The 19236-nt window shown below is 65.6% G+C and carries 22 protein-coding genes; 19 read left to right on the top strand and 3 right to left on the bottom strand.

All coding sequences use genetic code 11. The features are described from left to right. Window position 1 precedes the first annotated feature (1 nt). A complete protein-coding gene (gene yjgA / locus ACSFA8_RS19250) occupies window positions 2-658 on the top strand; it encodes a ribosome biogenesis factor YjgA (RefSeq protein ID WP_435481078.1) in 657 nt (218 codons plus the stop codon). Next, window positions 655-1239, top strand: coding sequence for a molybdopterin adenylyltransferase (mog, locus tag ACSFA8_RS19245; RefSeq protein ID WP_435481077.1), 585 nt, complete (start codon window positions 655-657; stop codon window positions 1237-1239). Before yjgA ends, mog begins: the two co-directional genes overlap by 4 nt. Before the next feature lie 616 nt (window positions 1240-1855). Here the strand turns inward: mog and cysE are convergent. The 3 genes from cysE to ACSFA8_RS19230 are packed head-to-tail and all read right to left on the bottom strand — an operon-like array spanning window position 1856 to window position 4324. Next, window positions 1856-2629 (bottom strand): serine O-acetyltransferase, encoded by a 774-nt coding sequence (gene cysE, locus ACSFA8_RS19240; RefSeq protein WP_435481076.1) that lies wholly within the window; start codon window positions 2627-2629, stop codon window positions 1856-1858. 39 nt (window positions 2630-2668) lie between these two features. Continuing rightward, window positions 2669-3436 carry an RNA methyltransferase gene (locus ACSFA8_RS19235; RefSeq protein WP_435481075.1) on the bottom strand — a complete coding sequence of 256 codons (768 nt, stop codon included), beginning with the start codon at window positions 3434-3436 and terminating at the stop codon, window positions 2669-2671. A 30-nt stretch (window positions 3437-3466) separates the two neighbouring features. Then, complete coding sequence (locus tag ACSFA8_RS19230; protein WP_435481074.1) at window positions 3467-4324, bottom strand: LysR family transcriptional regulator; 858 nt, start codon at window positions 4322-4324, stop codon at window positions 3467-3469. Between the two features lie 104 nt (window positions 4325-4428). Between ACSFA8_RS19230 and ACSFA8_RS19225 the strand changes: the two genes are divergently transcribed. The 17 genes from ACSFA8_RS19225 (at window position 4429) to ACSFA8_RS19145 (ending at window position 19096) form a co-directional block, all read left to right on the top strand. Next, on the top strand, window positions 4429-4716 hold the full coding sequence (locus tag ACSFA8_RS19225) for a DUF1330 domain-containing protein (protein WP_435481073.1): 288 nt from the start codon (window positions 4429-4431) through the stop codon (window positions 4714-4716). 127 nt (window positions 4717-4843) lie between these two features. After that, the gene (locus ACSFA8_RS19220; protein WP_435481072.1) at window positions 4844-5851 is read left to right on the top strand and encodes an inositol monophosphatase family protein; all 1008 of its coding nucleotides are present in this window, start codon (window positions 4844-4846) and stop codon (window positions 5849-5851) included. Window positions 5852-5858: 7 nt separating this feature from the next. Then, the gene (locus tag ACSFA8_RS19215; protein ID WP_435481071.1) at window positions 5859-8126 is read left to right on the top strand and encodes an FUSC family protein; all 2268 of its coding nucleotides are present in this window, start codon (window positions 5859-5861) and stop codon (window positions 8124-8126) included. Then, window positions 8123-9178: a mechanosensitive ion channel family protein gene (locus ACSFA8_RS19210; protein WP_435481070.1), complete on the top strand. Its 1056-nt coding sequence runs from the start codon at window positions 8123-8125 to the stop codon at window positions 9176-9178. The genes ACSFA8_RS19215 and ACSFA8_RS19210 overlap by 4 nt, the downstream gene beginning before the upstream one ends. Beyond that, on the top strand, window positions 9175-11166 hold the full coding sequence (locus ACSFA8_RS19205) for an O-linked N-acetylglucosamine transferase, SPINDLY family protein (protein ID WP_435481069.1): 1992 nt from the start codon (window positions 9175-9177) through the stop codon (window positions 11164-11166). The genes ACSFA8_RS19210 and ACSFA8_RS19205 overlap by 4 nt, the downstream gene beginning before the upstream one ends. Before the next feature lie 32 nt (window positions 11167-11198). After that, window positions 11199-11375: a hypothetical protein gene (locus ACSFA8_RS19200; protein WP_435481068.1), complete on the top strand. Its 177-nt coding sequence runs from the start codon at window positions 11199-11201 to the stop codon at window positions 11373-11375. A 5-nt stretch (window positions 11376-11380) separates the two neighbouring features. Continuing rightward, window positions 11381-11806 carry a DUF1810 domain-containing protein gene (locus ACSFA8_RS19195; RefSeq protein ID WP_435481067.1) on the top strand — a complete coding sequence of 142 codons (426 nt, stop codon included), beginning with the start codon at window positions 11381-11383 and terminating at the stop codon, window positions 11804-11806. 87 nt (window positions 11807-11893) lie between these two features. Then, window positions 11894-12454: a PadR family transcriptional regulator gene (locus ACSFA8_RS19190; protein ID WP_435481066.1), complete on the top strand. Its 561-nt coding sequence runs from the start codon at window positions 11894-11896 to the stop codon at window positions 12452-12454. A 2-nt stretch (window positions 12455-12456) separates the two neighbouring features. Then, on the top strand, window positions 12457-13305 hold the full coding sequence (locus tag ACSFA8_RS19185) for a siderophore-interacting protein (protein ID WP_435481065.1): 849 nt from the start codon (window positions 12457-12459) through the stop codon (window positions 13303-13305). A gap of 527 nt (window positions 13306-13832) precedes the next feature. Next, complete coding sequence (locus ACSFA8_RS19180; protein WP_435481064.1) at window positions 13833-14354, top strand: hypothetical protein; 522 nt, start codon at window positions 13833-13835, stop codon at window positions 14352-14354. Window positions 14355-14457: 103 nt separating this feature from the next. Continuing rightward, entirely contained in the window at window positions 14458-14802 is a 345-nt protein-coding gene (locus ACSFA8_RS19175) for a helix-turn-helix domain-containing protein (RefSeq protein WP_435481063.1), read from the top strand. Beyond that, entirely contained in the window at window positions 14792-16045 is a 1254-nt protein-coding gene (locus ACSFA8_RS19170; protein WP_435481062.1) for a type II toxin-antitoxin system HipA family toxin, read from the top strand. The genes ACSFA8_RS19175 and ACSFA8_RS19170 overlap by 11 nt, the downstream gene beginning before the upstream one ends. A 333-nt stretch (window positions 16046-16378) precedes the next feature. Then, window positions 16379-16732 (top strand): helix-turn-helix domain-containing protein, encoded by a 354-nt coding sequence (locus tag ACSFA8_RS19165; RefSeq protein WP_435481061.1) that lies wholly within the window; start codon window positions 16379-16381, stop codon window positions 16730-16732. Beyond that, complete coding sequence (locus ACSFA8_RS19160; protein WP_435481060.1) at window positions 16732-17280, top strand: ImmA/IrrE family metallo-endopeptidase; 549 nt, start codon at window positions 16732-16734, stop codon at window positions 17278-17280. The genes ACSFA8_RS19165 and ACSFA8_RS19160 overlap by 1 nt, the downstream gene beginning before the upstream one ends. Before the next feature lie 169 nt (window positions 17281-17449). After that, on the top strand, window positions 17450-17572 hold the full coding sequence (locus ACSFA8_RS19155) for a hypothetical protein (RefSeq protein WP_435481059.1): 123 nt from the start codon (window positions 17450-17452) through the stop codon (window positions 17570-17572). A 361-nt stretch (window positions 17573-17933) separates the two neighbouring features. Then, the gene (locus ACSFA8_RS19150) at window positions 17934-18503 is read left to right on the top strand and encodes a hypothetical protein (protein ID WP_435481058.1); all 570 of its coding nucleotides are present in this window, start codon (window positions 17934-17936) and stop codon (window positions 18501-18503) included. Window positions 18504-18547: 44 nt separating this feature from the next. Further along, window positions 18548-19096: a hypothetical protein gene (locus tag ACSFA8_RS19145; protein WP_435481057.1), complete on the top strand. Its 549-nt coding sequence runs from the start codon at window positions 18548-18550 to the stop codon at window positions 19094-19096. Window positions 19097-19236: the final 140 nt, after the last annotated feature.

The following is a 19236-nucleotide window of genomic DNA, read 5'->3' as shown; positions in this document are numbered from 1 at the left end:
CATGTCCCGCAAACCCAAAAAAGGCTATTTCGTCCGCGGCGAGTTCGTGGCCGAAGGCAGTGAACTCGACCTTGAACTCAAGCGCGAGCTCAAAGGCACGGACGATGCCAGCCGAACCGATCTCAAGCGCGAAAGCACCGAGCTGCAAAAGCTCGGCGAAGACCTGCTCGCGTTGCGCGCCAGCCTGTTCGACAAGCTGCCGCTCGACGAAAAGCTCGTCGACGCCGTGGCCGAGGCCAAGCGCATCACCAATTTCGAAGGCAAGCGCCGCCAGATGCAGTTCATCGGCAAGCTGATGCGCAAGCTCGATGCCGAGACGCTCGACACCGTGCGCGCCGCGCTGGCCGAGCAGCACCGCGCACCGGCCGAGGAAACCGCGATGCTGCACGAGGCCGAGCGCTGGCGCGACCGCCTCATCGCCGATGACGATGCCCTGGGCGGCTGGATCGAAACGCACCCCGCCACCGACGCGCAGCAGTTGCGCGCGCTGGTGCGCCAGGCCCGCAAGGACATCAAGGCCGGCACGCCCGGCGAAGCACCACGCCAGGCCAAGGCCTACCGCGACGTGTTCCAGCTGGTGCGCGAGCAGTTGGCGGTGCATGGCGGTGCTGACCATGCCGCGGAAGCGGCCGAGCAGGAGCGCGAGGACGACGCATGAGCGCCGATGCCGTGCGCATCGGCATCGTCTCGGTCAGTGACCGCGCATCCACTGGCGTCTACGAAGACAAGGGCCTGCCGGCGCTGAAGGAGTGGCTCACGCGTGCGCTGCAGAACCCGATCGCCTTCGAGTCGCGCCTAATTCCCGACGAGCAATCAGCGATCAGCGCCGCACTGGTCGAACTGGTCGACGCCGGCTGCTCGCTGGTGCTGACCACCGGCGGCACCGGCCCAGCTGTGCGCGATGTGACGCCGGAGGCCACGCTGGCCGTGGCGCACAAGGAAATGCCCGGATTCGGCGAGCAGATGCGCCAGATCAGCCTGCGCTTCGTGCCGACCGCGATCCTGTCGCGTCAGGTGGCGGTGATCCGCGACCAGAGCCTGATCCTCAATCTGCCAGGCCAGCCGAAATCCATCGCGGAGACGCTCGAAGGGCTGAAGGACGCCGAAGGCAAGCAGGTAGTGCCCGGCATATTCGCCGCAGTGCCCTACTGCATCGACCTGATCGGCGGGCCGTACCTCGAGACGCATGACGAGGTGTGCAAGGCGTTCAGGCCCAAGTCGGCGGTGCGCGCGAAGTAGTCGGTTTGGGGGGCGTCGGCGGTGCGTGGGAAGTAGGCGGTCTGGGGTGCGTTGGCGGTGCGGGGGAAGTATGCGGCCGGGGGTGCGTCGGCGGGCGGTATGCGCTGGGGCGGCCGACGTCACCGGCCCTTCGGGCTGCCCTGCGCTGCTCGCGTCAGGCGGGGTCCGCGTGAACTCGCTTCGCTCAAACAGCACGCGGCCCTGATCCGCCTGCCGCTGCGCTGCTCGGCGGTGCCTCAACGGCCGCCCCAGCGCATACCACCCACCGACGTGGACACGTTGGGGTTGCATCCGGAATGCACCCGGAATGCATCAGCAAGGCGCGACCTTCGCACAACCCCAAGCCCGGTGTGCGGTACGGGCTGTCCGACCCTTCTGCGCCGCCGAGGAGCGCAGCGTTTTGCGGATCAGGGCTCGCAGCTGTCTGAGCGAAGCGAGTTCTGCGAGACCCCGCAAAGCGCGAGCACCGCAGGGCAGCCGCGAAGCGGCCGGCGCAGCAGGGTCGGCCAGCCCGTACCGCTCACCGGGCGCTCCCACCAGGGACCAGGAAGCCCGGAAGCTAGGAAGCTAGGAGGCCAGGGGGTTGGAACTAAACCAGAGCCGTAAAGCAACCCAGCTACTTGCCCACAAGCTGCGTCAACTTCTCCGCCTCAAAGCATTCGTCGCGCGCCGCATCGGAGGGAACACAGTCAGACTTTTGCCCGCGCCCTGCCGACAGCGTCTCGATCGCCTGCCACAGCAGCGCGATCTGATGCTCCTGCGACGAAACGTTGTCGATCAACCCACGCATGGCAAGCGACAGCGGATCGTCGCTCTGCGTCACACCATAGGCCAGGAAGGTCTCGCGGCCGCCAGCCGATTCACGCTTCGCCGGCGGGCCGGGAATGATCCGCGCCGGAATGCCCACCGCCGTCGCACCAGCCGGCACCGGCTTGATGACGACCGCGTTGGCGCCGATGCGCGCGCCATCGCCCACCGTGAAACCGCCCAGCACCTTCGCGCCCGCACTGACCACCACGTCGCGGCCCAAGGTAGGGTGGCGCTTGGTGCCCTTGTAGAGCGAGGTGCCGCCCAGCGTGACGCCCTGGTAGATCGTGCAGCCATCGCCGATCTCGGCGGTTTCACCCACCACCACGCCCATTGCGTGGTCGAAGAACACACGCTCGCCGATCTTCGCGCCCGGATGGATCTCGATGCCGGTAATCCAGCGCGCAAAGTGCGCGATGAAAGCGCCAAGCCAGCGCAGCCCGTGGTGCCAGCACCAGTGCGCGGGCCGGTGCAGCACCACCGCATGCAAGCCCGGGTACAGCGTGAGCACCTCCCAGGCCGAGCGGGCAGCCGGATCTCGCTCGAGGATGCACTGAATGTCGGAACGCAGGCGGGCAAACATCGTCGGTTGTTTCGGTGATATCGAAATGGGGAAACGAGTCTATAGCGCCCCGCCATCACCTGCTGGCGCCGCGGGTTCAGCCTGCGGCGCCGGGCGGTGCGGGTCGACCATCGCCTTCGCAATGCCGCGCAGGATGTGGATTTCCTCGGGCGTTGGCTGGGCCCGGTTGAACAGTTGCTGCAGCCGCGGCATCAGCTTCTTGGGCGCGGCCGGATCCAGAAAACCAATCTGCACCAGCGACCGCTCCCAGTGCGCGAGCATGCCGGCCACGGCCTGCGCATCGGCGGGAGGCTGGGCCGGCGCGGCATCGCGAACCTCGAAACCGCCCAGTGCCAGCCGCCACTCGTAGGCAATCAACTGGATCGCCGCACCAAGATTGAGCGAGCCGAAATTCGCGTCGGCCGGGATGCTCAGCGCCACATTGCAGCGGTAAACGTCCTCGTTGCGCATGCCGAAGCGCTCGGAACCGAACAGGAACGCCACATGCTGGTCGTCGCCTTGCGCCAGCGGCTCAAGGTGTGCGCGCGGCGTGCGTGTGGGCGGGCCGAAGTCGCGCGAGATCATCGCAGTGGCGCACAGGTGAGTGATGCCGTCGAGCGCCTCGTCGAGCGTCTCGACGATGCGCGCGTTGGCCAGCACGTCGAGCGCCCCGCTGGCGCGCTGGATCGTTTCCTCGCGCCGCAGCACGTTGGCCCAGCGCGGCGCCACCAGCACCAGGTCGCCGAAACCCATGGTCTTCATGGCGCGCGCAGCAGCACCGACATTGCCGGCATGGCTGGTCTGGATCAGGATGAAACGGGTGCGCATGGGCGCGAATTGTCTCAGCCCCGGCAAGGCTCAGGCCGGCTTCAACAACTGCAGCAGCGCCGTGATCTTGGGCGACAACGCGCCGCGCCGCCAGATCAGATCGGTTGAGGCGCGGTTCTCGCCACGCGGCAGTGGGTGCAGGCTCAGGCGTTCACGATCCGGAAAAGTGGCGAGCACGCCGCGCGGCACCAGTGAAATACCCATGCCGACCGCCACGCAGCCCAGCATGGCGTGGTACGAGGTGATTTCGATGATCTGCAATGGCATGCCGTCGCGCCTTGCGTACCAGGCCTCAAGACGAGCCCGATGCGGGCACCCAGGTTCGAAAGCCACGATCGCTGGCGGCAGCAGTTGTTGTGCCTTGCCGATGGGCGCATGCCCGGCCTGCGCGACGATGACGAGTTCTTCCGAGAACACAGGCACCCGCTCGAAAGGCCCCTCTGCAATCGGCCCGGTAACGAATGCTGCGTCCATCCGCCCCGCCAACACGGCGGCAGCGAGCTGCTGCGGGTTGCCGGTCTTCAATGTCAGCTTGACCTCGGGATAAAGCCCGACGAACTCGCTCAGCGGCCCCGGCAACCGCACGGCTGCTGTGCTTTCCATGGCGCCCAACACGAGGGGGCCACGTGGCCGGCCGTCGCACACCGCTTCGCGCGCTTGCGCTGCCAGCGCCAGCAATTGCTGCGCATAGGGCAACAGTTGCCGGCCCGCCGGCGACAGGTGCAGCCGCTTGCCCTCGCGGATGAACAGGGCTACACCCAGTTTCTGTTCGAGCTGGCGAATGCGCGTCGTCACGTTGGACTGCACACGATGCAAACGCTCGGCCGCCCGCGTCACGCCGCCGGTTTCGACCACCGCCTGGAAGATCAGCAAGTCGCCGAGATCCATGTTCTCCATTCAGGATGATTTGAATCTCAATTATTCATTTTTCAGAATCATGCGCCAGCACTATCGTGCATTCCTTTCCACCAATGAATGAAAGGAAGATCGACATGGCAAAGGGTTACTGGATCGTTCGGGTCTCGGTGCACAACGCGGCGGAATATCCCTCCTATCTCGCGGCGGCGCGGCCCGCCTTCGAAAAATTCGGCGCCCGCTTTCTGGTGCGTGGCGGTGCCTTCGAATGCATGGAAGGCGTGGCGCGCGAGCGCAACGTGGTGGTTGAGTTCGCCGATGTGGCGACCGCACGGGCGTGCTATCAAAGCGAGGAATATGGGCTCGGCAGGGCAATTCGGCAGCGCGTTGCCGACACCGATTTCGTGATCGTCGAAGGCGCCTGAGCGGCCCGGATTCGACGCCCCGGGGTGCGGCCCGGCGGGTTATGGGAAAATAGGCCATCGTTCGCCGCCCGCATCGCCGGGCCGCATTGCTCAGGCTGCTTCGGCCTCCCGTTCTTCTCACAATCCAATGTCGTCCCCCAATCTGCACCCCATGATCAACGTGGCCATCAAGGCCGCACGCGCCGCTGGCGCCATCATCAACCGCGCCGCGCTCGATGTCGAAGCGGTGCGCATCTCGCAGAAGCAGGTGAACGACTTTGTGACCGAAGTGGATCACGCGAGCGAACGCGTGATCATCGAAACGCTGCTCACGGCCTACCCCGGCCATGGCATCCTGGCCGAGGAATCGGGCGCCGAACACGGCGCCAAGGATTCCGACTACGTCTGGATCATCGATCCGCTCGACGGCACCACCAATTTCATCCACGGCTTTCCGGTCTACTGCGTGTCGATCGCGCTGGCGGTCAAGGGCAAGGTCGAACAGGCCGTGATCTATGACCCGAGCCGCAACGACCTGTTCACCGCCACCAAGGGCCGCGGCGCGTTCATGAACGACCGCCGCATCCGCGTGAGCAAGCGCACCCGCCTGAACGAGTGCCTGATTTCCACCGGCTTTCCGTTCCGCACTGGCGACAACTTCAAGCAGTACCTGGCCATCATGGCCGACCTGATGCCGCGCGCCGCCGGCCTGCGCCGCCCCGGCGCCGCCGCACTCGACCTGGCCTACGTGGCCGCCGGCTTCACCGACGCCTTCTTCGAAACCGGGCTGAACCCGTGGGACGTGGCGGCCGGCTCCCTGCTGGTGACCGAGGCCGGTGGCCTGATCGGCAATTTCACCGGCGAGCCCGACTTCCTGGAACAACGCGAATGCCTCGCCGGCGCCCCTCGCATCTACGGCCAACTGGTGCCGCTGCTGGCCAAGTACTCGAAGTTCGCGGGCGTGGACGACAAGCTGCGCGCGAGCGACCGCATGCGTTCGATCGACCCGACCCAGGACACCTACGCCCGCAGCACAGTCGAGGTGCAACAGCCCGATGGCGAAGCCGCGGCCGCCGCCCCGGTGGCGACGGCACCCCGCAAACTGACCCGCGTGCGCCCGCAGGCCGTGGCACCGGTCGATCCCACGACCGAGTGAGCGCGTAATGCAGCTGGCGACAACGCCGCTGGCGCGTCGAACCCGGGCGGCATTGCGGATTGCGCTGAGCCACTATGTGGCGAACGGCCTGTCGGTCGCGTTCGGGCTGTTCCTGATCTCGGGTGGCGTTCACCTCTGGCTCGATGCCGTTGCGGGTGCATCGGCCGCCGTCGGCGTGATCGTGGCGTCGCCACCCGACCAACCCAGCCCGCGCCGCGGCAAGTTCTGGCAGATGCTGCCGGCGCCGCTGATCTCGCTGCCGCTGTTCTTTGCAGTGCAGTTGCTGCACACCGCGCCGATCCGGCTCGGCATGGTGCTGATCCCCGCGACCTTCATCGCGTTCAGCGCCATGGCGTGGGGCAAGCGCGGCATTCCGATCGCCATTGCCGTGATGCTGGCGATGGTCTTCTCGATGGCCACGCCGGCGCCGACGGGCCTGCACGAAGCGATCGAGCGCAGTTGGCACTTCGGGCTGGGTGCGGGGTTGTACATCGTGTATTCCACGCTGGCCAATCTGGCACTCAATGCACGCTACCGCGTGCAGCTGATCGCCGACACGCTGTATTCGGTGGCCGCATTGATGCGCACCGAGGCCAGCCAGTTCAGGGCGGTCGACGAAACCAGCGACGTGCGCGACACCCCGGCGCCCCTGCTCGGCCAACTGCTGCGCGAAACCGCGGCGCTGGCCGACCAGATCCAGGGCACGCGCGACCTCGTGCTCGAATCGCCGCGCACGCCGCGCCGCCAGCGCCTGGCCGGCATGCTGCTGATCGTGCTCGAAATGCGCGACCACCTCCTGGCCAGCGAGCTCGATCTTGAGGCGCTCACCGCCCACCCGGGCCATGCCCGCGCGCTGACCGAGATGCGCCGCGTGCTGGAAGACCTGGCCCGCGAAGTTACCGCGCTGGCGGATGCGATGCTGATGTTCCGCCGCCCTGCCGCGCTGACCAACCGGCGGCCGCAGCTCTCGGCCATCCACATGCCCGAAGACAACGCGCAGGCGCTGCCGCAGCACGGCCCCTCACCTGCCATGCTGGCGCGCGGCCTGGCCAGCCGCATCGGCCACATCAACGACGAGGTGCTGCGCCTGAACCAGCTCGCGCGCGGCGAGATCGCACCCGATCTGGCGGTGGTGCGCGCCAACTGGCAATTGTTCGTCAGCCCGACCGCATGGTCTTGGCGACCCTTTCTCACGCTCTGGAAATGGGATGCACCGCCGCTGCGCCATGCGATCCGTGCCGCGCTTGCCATCGCGGCGGGCTACGGCATCGCGCTGCTCATGCCCTGGGGTTCGCACGACTACTGGATCCTGCTGACCATCGTGGTGGTGCTGCGCGGCAGCCTCTCGCAGACGCTGGAGCGGCGCAACGCGCGCGTGGCCGGAACGCTGGTCGGCTGCGTGCTGGCAGTCGGCTTGCTCGCGGCGCACCCTTCGGCGCTGATGCTGCTGCTCTGCGTGGCCGGCGCGCAGGCCGTGGCGCACGGCTTCGCGGTGCGCAAGTACCTGATCACCGCGGTGGCTGCCACCGTGCTCGGCCTGGTGCAGGCGCACATGCTGAACGTGGGCATGAGCCCGACCTTTGCGCTGTTCGAGCGCATCGCCGACACGCTGATCGGCGCCGCCGTGGCGTGGGCCTTCTGCTACGTGCTGCCCTCGTGGGAGCGCGGGCAGGTTCCGGCGCTCGTGATGCGCACGCTCAAGGCGCAGGCACTGCACGCACGGCTTGCGCTGGGCCTCGGCCAGTTGCACACCATCGACACCGCCCCCGAACTCGCGTGGCGGCTGGCGCGGCGTGAAGCCTTCGACAGCCTCTCGGCGCTGGTACAGGCAACGCAACGCTCGCTGTCGGAGCCGCGCGCCGTGCAGCCGCCGCTCGAGCCGCTGGAACGCCTGCAGGCCCACAGCTACCAGTTGCTCGCACAACTCAGCGCGGTCAAGTCGATGCTGCTGCTGCGCCGAGACCGGCTCACGCTGCACGAAGTGGAGGGCCCGCTCGCGCGCACTGCGGTGCGTATCGAGGACGCGATCGGCAGCGTGCCGATCGGCCCGTCGCCATTGCCCGACCAGGCGCCGGCAACGGCGCTCGGCGGCGCCATTCCGCTGCCGGATCCGTTCGACAACGACATCAGCCCCTGGCTGCTGCGCCGGCTCGACCTGGCCACCGCCATCGCTGCGCAGCTGCGCGACGACGCCGCTCGCATCCTGCAACCGGCCTCGTCGGCGCCCGCGCCGGCAACGCCCGACCCCACCCTGACCGCGAACGAAGCCCCATGAATCTGCAAATGCTGCCGAGCCACCCCTGGTTCGGCACCTGGCTGGCCGCCCTGGTCGTGGTGCCGCTGGCGCTGGCGGTGTACCGCCTCGGCGGCCTGCTGTTGCTGCGCGTGACACGCTCGACGCCGGCCTTGCACGCGATGGTCGGCAAGAGCCGCTCCGCCGCGCGCTGGGCGCTACCGCTGATGGCGCTGCAGGCCGTGTGGCAGGCCGCGCCGGACGACCTGCGATTCATCCCCAGCGTGCGCCATCTGAACGGCCTGCTGCTGATCGCCGCCGCCACCTGGCTTGCCGTTCGTGCCATCAGCGGGTTCACGCAGGGCGTGCTCGCACAGCATCCTTCCGATGTGCAGGACAACCTGAACGCGCGCCGCATCCACACCCAGGCCAACGTGCTTTCGCGCACCGCCATGACCATGGTGCTGGTGGCCGGCGCCTCGCTGATGCTGATGACCTTTCCGGGTGCGCGCCAGGTCGGTGCCAGCCTGCTGGCTTCGGCCGGCGTGATCGGCCTCGTGGCCGGCCTCGCGGCCAAGCCGGTGTTCAGCAACCTGATCGCCGGCCTGCAGATTGCGCTGGCGCAGCCGATCCGCATCGACGACGTGCTGGTGGTCGAAGGCGAATGGGGCCGGGTCGAAGAGATCACCGGCACCTTCGTCGTGCTGAAGCTCTGGGACGAGCGTCGCCTCATCCTGCCGCTCACCTACTTCATCGAAAAGCCGTTCCAGAGCTGGACGCGGCACAGCGCACAGTTGCTGGGCTCCGCGTTCATCTACGTCGACTACGGCATGCCGCTGGCGCCGTTGCGCACCGAGCTCGAACGCATCGTGCGCGCCGCGCCCGAGTGGGACGGCCGCACCTTCGTGCTGCAGGTGACCGACGCCACCGAGCGCTCCATGCAGCTGCGCCTGCTGGCCACCGCCGCCACGGCACCGCTTGCCTTCGACCTGCGCTGCCGCATTCGCGAGGGATTGATCGACTTCATGCAGCGCGAGCACCCGGCGCATTTGCCCAAGCTGCGGATCGACGCCGGGCAGGAACCGACACCATGACATTGCAACGCGCACAACAGCTCTATCAGCAGGGCGACCACGCCGGCGCCCGGCGCGAGGCGAATCGCCTGCTCAAGCAGGGCCAGAATTCGGCGGCCGCCTTGCGGTTGCTCGGGTACATCGAGGGGCAAGGCCAGAACTTCGAGGCCGCCGCCGGGTTCCTGTCTTCCTCGCTGAAATACGACGCGGGCTCGGTCGAAAGCTGGTACTACCTCGGCGTGGCGCAGCAGAAGATGGCGCAACACGCCGGTGCAGTCGAGGCGTTCCAGAAAACATTGCAGCTTGCACCGGCGCTGTTCGAGGCATCGCACGACCTCGGCTTGTCGCTGATGGCCCTGGGCCGCAACCGCGATGCCCTGGCCCACCTGGAACACGCGGCGCGCCTGAATCCGCGCTCTTTCGAGGCCCACCTGAACCACGGCGTGGTGCTCGGCAAGCTCGGGCAGTACGAAGCGGAAATCGCGAGCTACGACAAGGCGCTGGCCATCGACGGCAAGCACCGGACTGTGCTCGAGAACTATGGCGTCGCGCTCATCGAAGCACGGCAGTTTTCCCGTGCCGTGGCGTACTACCAGGGCTTGCTCGCGCGGCATCCGGACTTCGAGTTCGCCCGTGGCGGCCTGCTCTTCGCCAAGGCCAACGCCGGCGACTGGGACGGCTTCGACACGGAACTGCAGCAGTTGCAGCGCGATATCGCGGCCGGCAAGGACTGCATCGGCCCGTTCGAGCTGCTGGCGTTGCCTTCGACCGCGCAGGAGCAATTGCATGTGGCCCAGCGCTACACCGCGCAGCACTTCCCGCCGCACGCCGCGCCGCTGTGCGCCGCGCACCGCCCGGGCAACGAGCGCCTGCACATCGCCTACCTGTCGGCGGATTTCGGCACGCATCCCGTGGCCTTTCTGCTGGCCGAGACCATCGAGTTGCACGACCGAAACGCGTTCGAGATCAGCGCCATCTCGATCGGCCGGAACGACCACGGCCCGATGCGCGCGCGCCTGGAGCAGGCCTTCGATCGTTTCGTCGATGCCGACGCCCTGTCCGACCGCGCCACCGCACAGCTGATGTCGGACATGAACGTCGACATCGTCGTCGACCTCATGGGTTACACGCGCAACGCGCGGCCCGACGTGCTGGCCTGGCGGCCTGCGCCGGTGCAGATCAGCTACCTCGGCTTTGCGGGCACCACGGGCGCCCCCTTCATCGACTACCTGATTGCCGATCGCTTCGTGGTGCCCGAGGCGCATCGCCAGTTCTACAGCGAGAAGATCGTCTGCCTGCCCGACACCTTCCTGCCGAACGATGCCACCCGCGAAATTGCATCGTCGCCGATGACCCGGCCCGAAGCCGGACTGCCGGCGGATGCCTTCGTGTTCTGCAACTTCAACGCCAGCTACAAGATCACGCCCGAATTCTTCGGGCTCTGGATGCAGTTGCTGTCCCGCGTGGCGCACAGCGTGCTCTGGCTCAAGGGCGCATCGCCGGCGCATGAGGCCCGACTGCGCGCCGAAGCCGCCAAGCGCGGCATTGCGCCCGAGCGGCTCATCTTTGCAGCGCGCGTCGAGCGGCTGGATGCGCACCTGAACCGCCTGCGGCTCGCCGATCTCGCGCTCGACAACCTGCCCTACAACGCACACGCCACGGCCAGCGATGCGTTGTGGGTCGGCTTGCCGCTGCTGACATGCGCAGGCGGCACCTTTGCCGGGCGCGTGGCCGGCAGCTTGCTGAGCGCCGCAGGCTTGCCGGAACTGATCACGCATACCCAGGAGGAATACCTGGAACTAGCGGTCACGCTCGCCCAAGACAGCGCGCGGCTCGCGCAGATCCGGCGCAAGCTGGAGACCACCGCCAGCACGGGCGCCCTGTTCGATTCGCAAGCCCGCACCCGGCAGCTCGAAGACGCCTACACCGCCGTCTGGGCCCGATACCGTGCCGGACAAGACCCCGATCACATCGTTGTCGGACCGCGTGCGCCGCAGCCCGGCCTATAGTGGGCTGTTGCCAACCCGCTGAAGGAGTTGATTTGAAATTTCTGCTTGCCTCCACCCTTGCCGCCGCCCTCTGCCTTCTCGCCGGCTGCGGCGCCACAGCCCGCAGCCAGACCGGCAGCAACGAAGGTGCCGGCACCCGCTCGGGTGCCAGCGGCGTCGAGGTTTTCGGCACCATCGACGCGGCTGTTTCGCACCGACGCAGCAACTGACGCGGATGACCGCCCCGGTCGACCTGCAACGCTTTGTCGATGCGCAGGCGCCGGTGTTCGAGCAGGTGCTGGCCGAGTTGCGTGCCGGCCGTAAACGCAGCCACTGGATGTGGTTCGTCTTTCCCCAACTCGACGGGCTGGGCCACAGCGCCATGGCCCGCCGCTACGCCCTGGCATCGCTCGACGAAGCGCGCGCCTTGCTCCGGCATCCCGTGCTCGGGCCTCGCCTTGAAACCTGCAGTGCGCTGGTGCTCGAAGCGACGGGCGTGCCGATCGACACACTCTTCGGCACGCCGGACGATCTCAAATTCAGGTCATCGATGACGCTTTTTGCGCAGGCCGCACCCGACATCGAACTGTTCGACGCCTGTCTGCGGAAGTATTTCGGCGGCATCCCCGACCCTCGAACGCTGGCGCTTCTCGCCAGCTGATCCAATCTCGCAACATCACTAGGCATTGACTTAGATCTGATTTAGATATATCTTTATTCAATCAGATACATCCCGGAAGGATTTTCAATGCGTGATTTCAGGCGATTCGAACGCTGCACCCGGCGCGGTGAACACGGCGACGGCCTGAGCGGCGGCGGCATGCGGGGCGGTGGTGGCAGTGGCCGGGTGTTCGGCCACGGCGGCCTGCGCTTCGTGCTGCTGCAACTGATTGCCGACAAGCCGAGCCACGGCTACGAGCTCATCAAGGCGATCGAGGAGCGCCTGGGCGGCAGCTACAGCCCGAGCCCCGGCACGGTCTACCCGACGCTCACGCTGCTCGAAGAGCTTGGCTACCTGAGCGTGGACGAAGCCGATGCCGGCGGCCGCAAGCGCTACAGCATCACCGAAGCCGGCCAGACCTTTCTGGCCGAAAACCGCGTAACGGCCGACGCCATGCTGGCGCGGATGAACGGCGGCGTCGACGGTGCAGGCCCGCGCGGCGGGCGCCCGCCGCAGGTGATGCGTGCCGTCGAAAACCTCAAGCTCGCGATGCGCATGCGCCTGTCGCGCGAGCCCCTCACCCCGGCGCAAGCCAGCGCCTTTGCCGCCGTGCTGGACGCCGCGGCCCAACAACTGGAACAGATTTGAAAATGACCACAGACACGCTCGAACGCACCGCCACCAATCCCGACCGCCTGCCGCAGCGCGTGCGGCACCCGCTGCGCTTTCGCCAGCTCGAGGTGCGTACGGTGCAACGCGTCACGCCGCACCTGGTGCGCGTGACGCTCGGCGGCGAGGCACTCGAAGGCTTTGTGAGCCTCGGCTTCGACGACCACGTGAAGCTGGTGTTGCCCGACCCCACCACCGGCCTGCTCGCCACGCCGGCCATCGGCCCCGAAGGCATGCCGGTCTGGCCCGAGGGCGCCAAGCCCCTCATGCGCGACTACACGCCGCGCCACTTCGATGCCCTGGCACGCACGCTCGAGATCGACTTCGCGCTGCACGAGGCAGGCCCTGCCACGCGCTGGGCCGAACAGGCGCAGCCGGGCCAAGCCATCGGCATCGGCGGCCCGCGCGGCTCATTCATCGTGCCGACCGATTTCGACTGGCACCTGCTGGTCGGCGACGACACCGCCCTGCCCGCGATCGCGCGGCGCCTGGCCGAACTGCCCGCGGGTGCCCGCGCGCTGGTGCTGGCGGAGGTAGACGGGCCCGCCGACCGCGTCGCGCTGGCGAGCCAGGCGCAGGTCGAACTGGTGTGGGTGCATCGCGCCGAGGCCGATGCCGCCCCGACCGCTGAGCCGCCGCTGCTGGCCGCGCTGCGCAACACGCCCCTGCCGACCGGTGCTTTCCACGCATGGGTCGGCTGCGAATCGGCGGCGGCCAAGGCGGTGCGCGCGCATCTCGTCAACGACTGCCGCGCCAACCCGAAATGGATCCGGGCCTCGGGCTACTGGCGCCGGGGCACCGCTGCGACGCACGATTCGCACGACGAGTGATACGGTCTTGCGTTCACGGAGTCCTGTGTTGATCTGAGCGCTTCGGTTCCGGGGCGGGATCAGGGCGGCGGGGCACGCTGCTCCGCGAATGTCCTCCGGCACCGGCCTTCGGCCGGCGCCTCCTCCTTTATTTCGCTGCGCAGCGTGCCCCACCGCCCTGATCCTGGAAGCGATGTGACCGTTTCGCGCTGAACATGCAGAGCGTGCCCAAGGCCGCTGGTGGTGGGTGGCCCCTGCAGCGAAATAAAGGAGGAGGCCGCAGGCCGGGGGACATTCGCGGAAGGGGCCACCCGCCGCCAGCGGCCCGCCCAAGCCCCAAGCCCCAAGTCCGCGAGCCCCGAGCGTCAAGCCCCGCGCCCGCACGAAATGGAGGCGCGGTCAGCCTGAAGACACGGCCCGACGGCCGCAGCATTAAGTCACAGCAAAGAGGTGTTGATCGACGCTGGCCATTCGGCCGGGTTGACGATCGTTTGACGGATGCTGAGAATCCGACCTGAATACTTTAGAACTATCAGCGGAGTTCCAGCATGAACCTCGACCTTGAGACATGGCAATTCGTCACATTGATCGCGGCGGCCTCGGTGCTGACGGTGGCGCTTCTCTATTTGAGTTGGCACGTGATCGCCACGAAGCGTGAAAAGACGCGTCGCATTGCCGCAGCCCGCGTGCGGTCGGGCCACGTGCCGCTCGAAATACCGACAACGCGCGGCGGCCTGCGCAGCGGCGCCACCGATAGCGCGCCCGACACCCTGCCCGAGTGGTTCATCCAGGGCGAAGGCGAGCATGCGATCGTCGACGAAACGCCGCGCATGCAGATCCGCTACCTCGATGTCAGCGGGCGGAAGGTTCAGAACGTGCTTCATGTGCAGCAGCTCGACCTGCAGAAAAAGCTCATCGTCGGCCATTGCGGCACCCCCGGCGACGTGCGCAGGATCTTCCTGCACCAGGTTCTGGCCGCACGCAGCGCCGAAACCGGTCAGCGCTTCAACCTCGACACATGGGTCGAAGCCGTTCGCGTCGCGCGCCGCCGGCGCGGGTTGGCGCACTGAGCCAGCGCCCCACGGCCGCTGCGCGCGCCAGTGCAGGCGCGCTAGACGAAAGCTTGTTTAGCCAATAAACTGTCAATTAAGTGGTTTAAAAGCCATTTAATTGATGTCCAAATACAGCCCGTCACTCGCCGCCCTGCCCGCGCCAGCGCAAACGGCACTCGCACGCACCGGATCGCGTCTGCGGGCGCACCGGCTCCAGCGCGGCTGGACCGTGGCTGACATGGCCGAGCGCTTGCTGTGTTCGCCCACCACCTGGCGCGCGCTGGAGGCCGGCAAGCCCGGCACCAGCATCGGCCTGCTGGCCCATGCGCTCTGGTTGTTCGGTGAGATCGATTCGCTGGACACCGTGGCACCGGCGCCGACGGATTTGGCAGCCAACCGCCGCGTCCGGCGCAAGGCGGGCAGCACGGCACCCGGCGTGATCGACGAGAACGAACGTGACTTCTGACGCATCCACCCGGGAGCGCGCCGTCTACGTCGGTCTGGCGCGCCATACCGGCGACGACACGCAGCCGGTCGGGCTGCTCAAGCTGGCCCGGCATGGCGTGATGGAGTCGGGCGAATTCGCCTACGGCCGCCGATACCTCCAGGAGCCCGGGGCCCGGCCGCTGAACCCCGACCACCTGCCCTTGCGCGACGCGCCCTTCGTGCTGGCCGAACGCCGCATCCGCGACGGGGGCGCCCTGCCGCTCACGCTGCGCGACGCCCTGCCCGACAGCTGGGGCCGCAAGGTGCTTGAAGTCCAACACGGCAAGGCGCTGTCGGATCTGGACGCGCTGCTGCTCACCAACGAGGATCGGGTCGGCGCCATGGTGTTTTCCGAATCGCTGCCGATCGCCGTTGCAGCGCCGGCTGCGGGCCTGCTCTCGCTCCAGGATCTGGCCGAGGCGTCACGGCGCATCGAGGCCGGCATGGAAGTCACACCCCGCATGCAGCAACTGCTGCGCGGTGGCAGCCTTGGCGGAGCAAGGCCCAAAGCCACCTTTGTTCACCAGGAACGCCGCCAGATCGCCAAGTTCGCCTCGCGCGGCGACGAGCACGACATGGAAGTTGTCGAAGCCGCCACGCTCGCCATGGCAATGGCTTGTGGCATAACGGTGCCGCCGTTCCTGTTGCAGCCGCTGGCGATCGGCCACGCCTTGCTGGTCGAACGCTTCGATCGCACCGGGCCGATCGGCAACGAGCACCGGTTTCACTACCTGTCGGCGTCTGCCGTCCTCGATGTGCCTTACGAGTCCAGTGGTGGCAGTTATGTGGAGTTGGCGCAGGTGTTGCGACGGCTTTCGGCACGCCCCGAGCAGGACGTGCACGAGTTGTTCCGGCGTCTGGTTTTCAACCTCGTCGTCGGCAACAGCGACGACCATGTCAAGAACCACGGCCTGCTGCACCAGGGGCACGGCTTGTGGCGGCTGGCGCCGGCGTTCGACCTGGTCGCGCAACTGGGCAGCCACACCGGCTATCAGGAACTCGCCGTACTGCCCGGACAACACGCCTCAAGCCTCGCGCTGGCACGCGAAGCTGCGCCGCATTTCGGACTGGACGCCGCGCGCGCCGAGGACGTCATGCGGGCCGTTGAGGAATCGGTAGTTGGTCAGGCCTATGCGACGGTCAAGGCCGTCGGCGGCAGCGCCGCCCTGGCCAGGCGGGTCAAGGCTTTCGTGGCGCAACAGGGCGAGCGCATCCGCGCCTGAGCGTGGCCGAACGTGGCCGGGCGGCCGCATTTCCAATGTCGGGGAAAATCGGCGCATCCTCCAGAAAACGGAACGCCTGTTGACATCGATTGCACCGGCTGACGCCCCGCCTCACACGCCAATGATGGCGCGGCGTGTTCCCCAATGAGAAATCGGCCCCACTTCCCAAACCTACGCTAAAAGCTACGCTTCAAGCTGTCCTTTTTTTGGCGTTTTCGTAAACCAAAACGGTTGCGATACACGTCAACTGCGGTAAGATCGCGCAACCGCCACCATCTATAAACGTAAATCTTTCGTCCCGCCTGAAAACCCCCACCACTTTAAGGAGTCCCCATGGCAATCACAGAGTTCGGAAAGGCAGTTCGCAAGGCGCGCATCGACGCCGACGAAACTCTCGCCTCGATGGCCAACCACCTAAATACGACACCAAGCTTCCTGAGTGCAATGGAAATGGGTCGCAAGAAAATCCCGGCCGACTGGATTGGTCGGATTGAGCAATATTTTCTTCAACGCGGCGTCAGTCTTCGTCTCGGCGAGTTGGCTGACGTTGCGAACTGCAGTGTTTCGATCGAGGGTCTTTCGCCGGCGCAACAGATGCTGGTCGCTGGCTTTGCGCGCGTGAATTTGGACGACAAAGAAATCGCCAACTTCGCGCATTTGCTGAACGTCAGAAAGCGAGGCAAGTAATGGACGTTCCTTTGTCACAAGGTTTTCCAGTTGCGCCGCAGTCAAGGGCCGGCATTCGCTCTGCAGCAGTGCACGCTCGGAAAGTGTTGGGCCTCCCCCATGGAAGGCTCAACATCCCGAAGCTGCTGGATACTCTGACCAACTACACGATTTACTACGACGTGTTTGACCGGGAGTCGGCGCCAGTCCCAATCGAAGTTGAAGCTTGCTGGGTGCCAGAGGATCGCACGATCTACATCCGCGACACCGTCTTCAGGGAGATGGTTAATGGCGGCCAGCGCGCCGTCTTCACGATCGGGCATGAGCTTGGTCACGCGATTCTCGGACACAGCCGCACGTACAACCGACTGTCGGTTGCGAACGTGCCCATCTACAGCAATAGCGAGTACCAAGCGAATCTCTTCGGGGCCGAATTCACGATGCCGCTCGAGCAGATCCGCCGCTTCGGCCTGCAATCGGCAGAGGAGATTTCGCGGGTTTTTGGTGTGTCCATCGTCGCAGCGCGAGTGCGCATCAGCGAGTTGGCACGGAAGGGCGAGCTGCAATAAAAAAAAGCTCACGAAGTGGTTCCAACACTTCGCGAGCCTTTCGAGTACGAGGTTATCAAGGGAAACCCTCGACACCCACGCATCGGTCTGCTAGGACGCCGGAAGTTTACTTCTCCGGGATGGGTGGGGCAAGCCAAAACCCTTTGGCTCACGGTAAAGGAGGGCAGAAATGTCACACCACCGCCTCAAGAGCGTGTTTGTTCGCGCCTACGACCGCTTCCGCAAAGGGAAGTGGGAGCAGGTCTGCAGGCACTACCGCTCGCCTCCCGGACAGCTCAGTCTGTTCGCATAGGCCCACTGTGGCCTTGTGCCCGGCATAGGCCGGTGCCGACACTGAACCGTGTCGGGCAACGAGCGGCGCCGCTTCGGCGGCGCCCTTTTAAACTTTTCCGAAAGGCTCATCATGAGCACTAGCAAGATTGGCCGGAACGCCGGCAGCGGTCAGTTCACCACAGTGAAGCAAGCCCAGCAGCACAAGAGCACGCACGTCGTCGAGACGATCAAGCACTCGTCGCCACCCGCACCGAAACCGGCTCCGAGGGGCGAGAAGTAAGCGGTTCGCAACGCTTAGGCCTCGCCTCACGGGGCGGGGCTTTTTCATTTGGATCATGGGCAACCGCGGTCGCAATTTTCGAGGGTCAAGGATGTACTACTTGCAGACATACGGCAAAGAGATCGTGGCATTGCTCGTTCCCTTTCTAACTTGGGTGCTCAACGTCGGCATCAAAGCAAAAGTGAAATTGATATGGACGAGCCCGCATTCTTTTACGCACCTCATACAAGGCATCGGCGGCGAACCAGGGCAGCCGGCCCGGTCGGGCACCTTGCACGTCGCATCGATGGTGATCGTCAACGCGGGACGTGACACAGCGACGAACGTTGAAGTTGTGTTCAATCACAAGCCTCCGTTTTTAAACTTGTGGCCCGTGAGGCCTGCCCAGGAACACGTGGGTGCTGATGGTCGCTTCACTTTGACATTCACTTCCTTTGCCCCCAAGGAGGAACTACGCCTCGAGATGATCGCCGTCGACTCACAGGTGCCTGGCGTGTTGCTAGTGCGAAGTGACCAGCACGTTGCGAATCGTTTAGACATGCGATACGTTCGACGGCTCCCGAACTGGCAGAACAGACTTATCGTATTTCTCCTGTTTGCAGGCCTAGGAACAGTGGTTTACTGGGGCATTGCTCTAACACAAATCCTAGTACTCAAGACACCGATCTAGACGCCCAAATCGGTGAATGCGAGAGGCTCAGAAAGGACGATGAGGTGGATAAATTCATTGCGCAGTTCGCAACGCTCGACTGGTGGTTAAACGCAGTTGCTTTAACCATCATTTTCGGTATTATTTCCGCATATGCAAAAGACTGGCTATCGTCAGCACTTGCAGTTAGCTCCAGAAAATATCGCGCCATCGCTGCGGAGAACGCCCGCAAAAGGGACGCGCGGACTACCCTTTTGGTCAACGATCCAACCTTGTTGGTCGTGGCGCACATCCGCGTAGTCCAGTACTTTCTCCTGGTGTTGACTTTTGCAGCTGTCGCGATAGGTTTGCCCGCGTACGTAGAGCTAGCCAAGCACTTTCCGGGAATTGACCCAATGGGTCAAATTTTCACTCCCCCAATAGCCATTCCATACCTGTTGGTAGTTTTCAGCGGGATGTCTATGGCAGCCACCTTATGGATGCAGCAAAAGCTGTCGCTACTCGTCTCAGATACGAAACGAGCACGCGCAATCATGGAAGATGTCACACAAAAAAGACTCGACGCCTTCAATGCGGCCAGAGCAGCAAGGGAGGCTGGCTCGAACAAACTGTAACCTGGCGCCTCAAGAACGCCGAGGCAGACCGCCACTCTCTATAGATTCAGATTGAGCTCGCGACACGCCTGCCCTCGGGAGTTCGGCACCCGAACTGGTGGAGCGCGTTCCAGCAGCCATGGAGCTCAGCTGACCTCAGT

Source organism: Variovorax nitratireducens (genome assembly GCF_051216545.1).
Classification (GTDB): Bacteria; Pseudomonadota; Gammaproteobacteria; order Burkholderiales; family Burkholderiaceae_C; genus Variovorax.
Note: the sequence above shows the minus strand (reverse complement) of the source record. Positions and strands in the feature narration are given on the sequence as shown.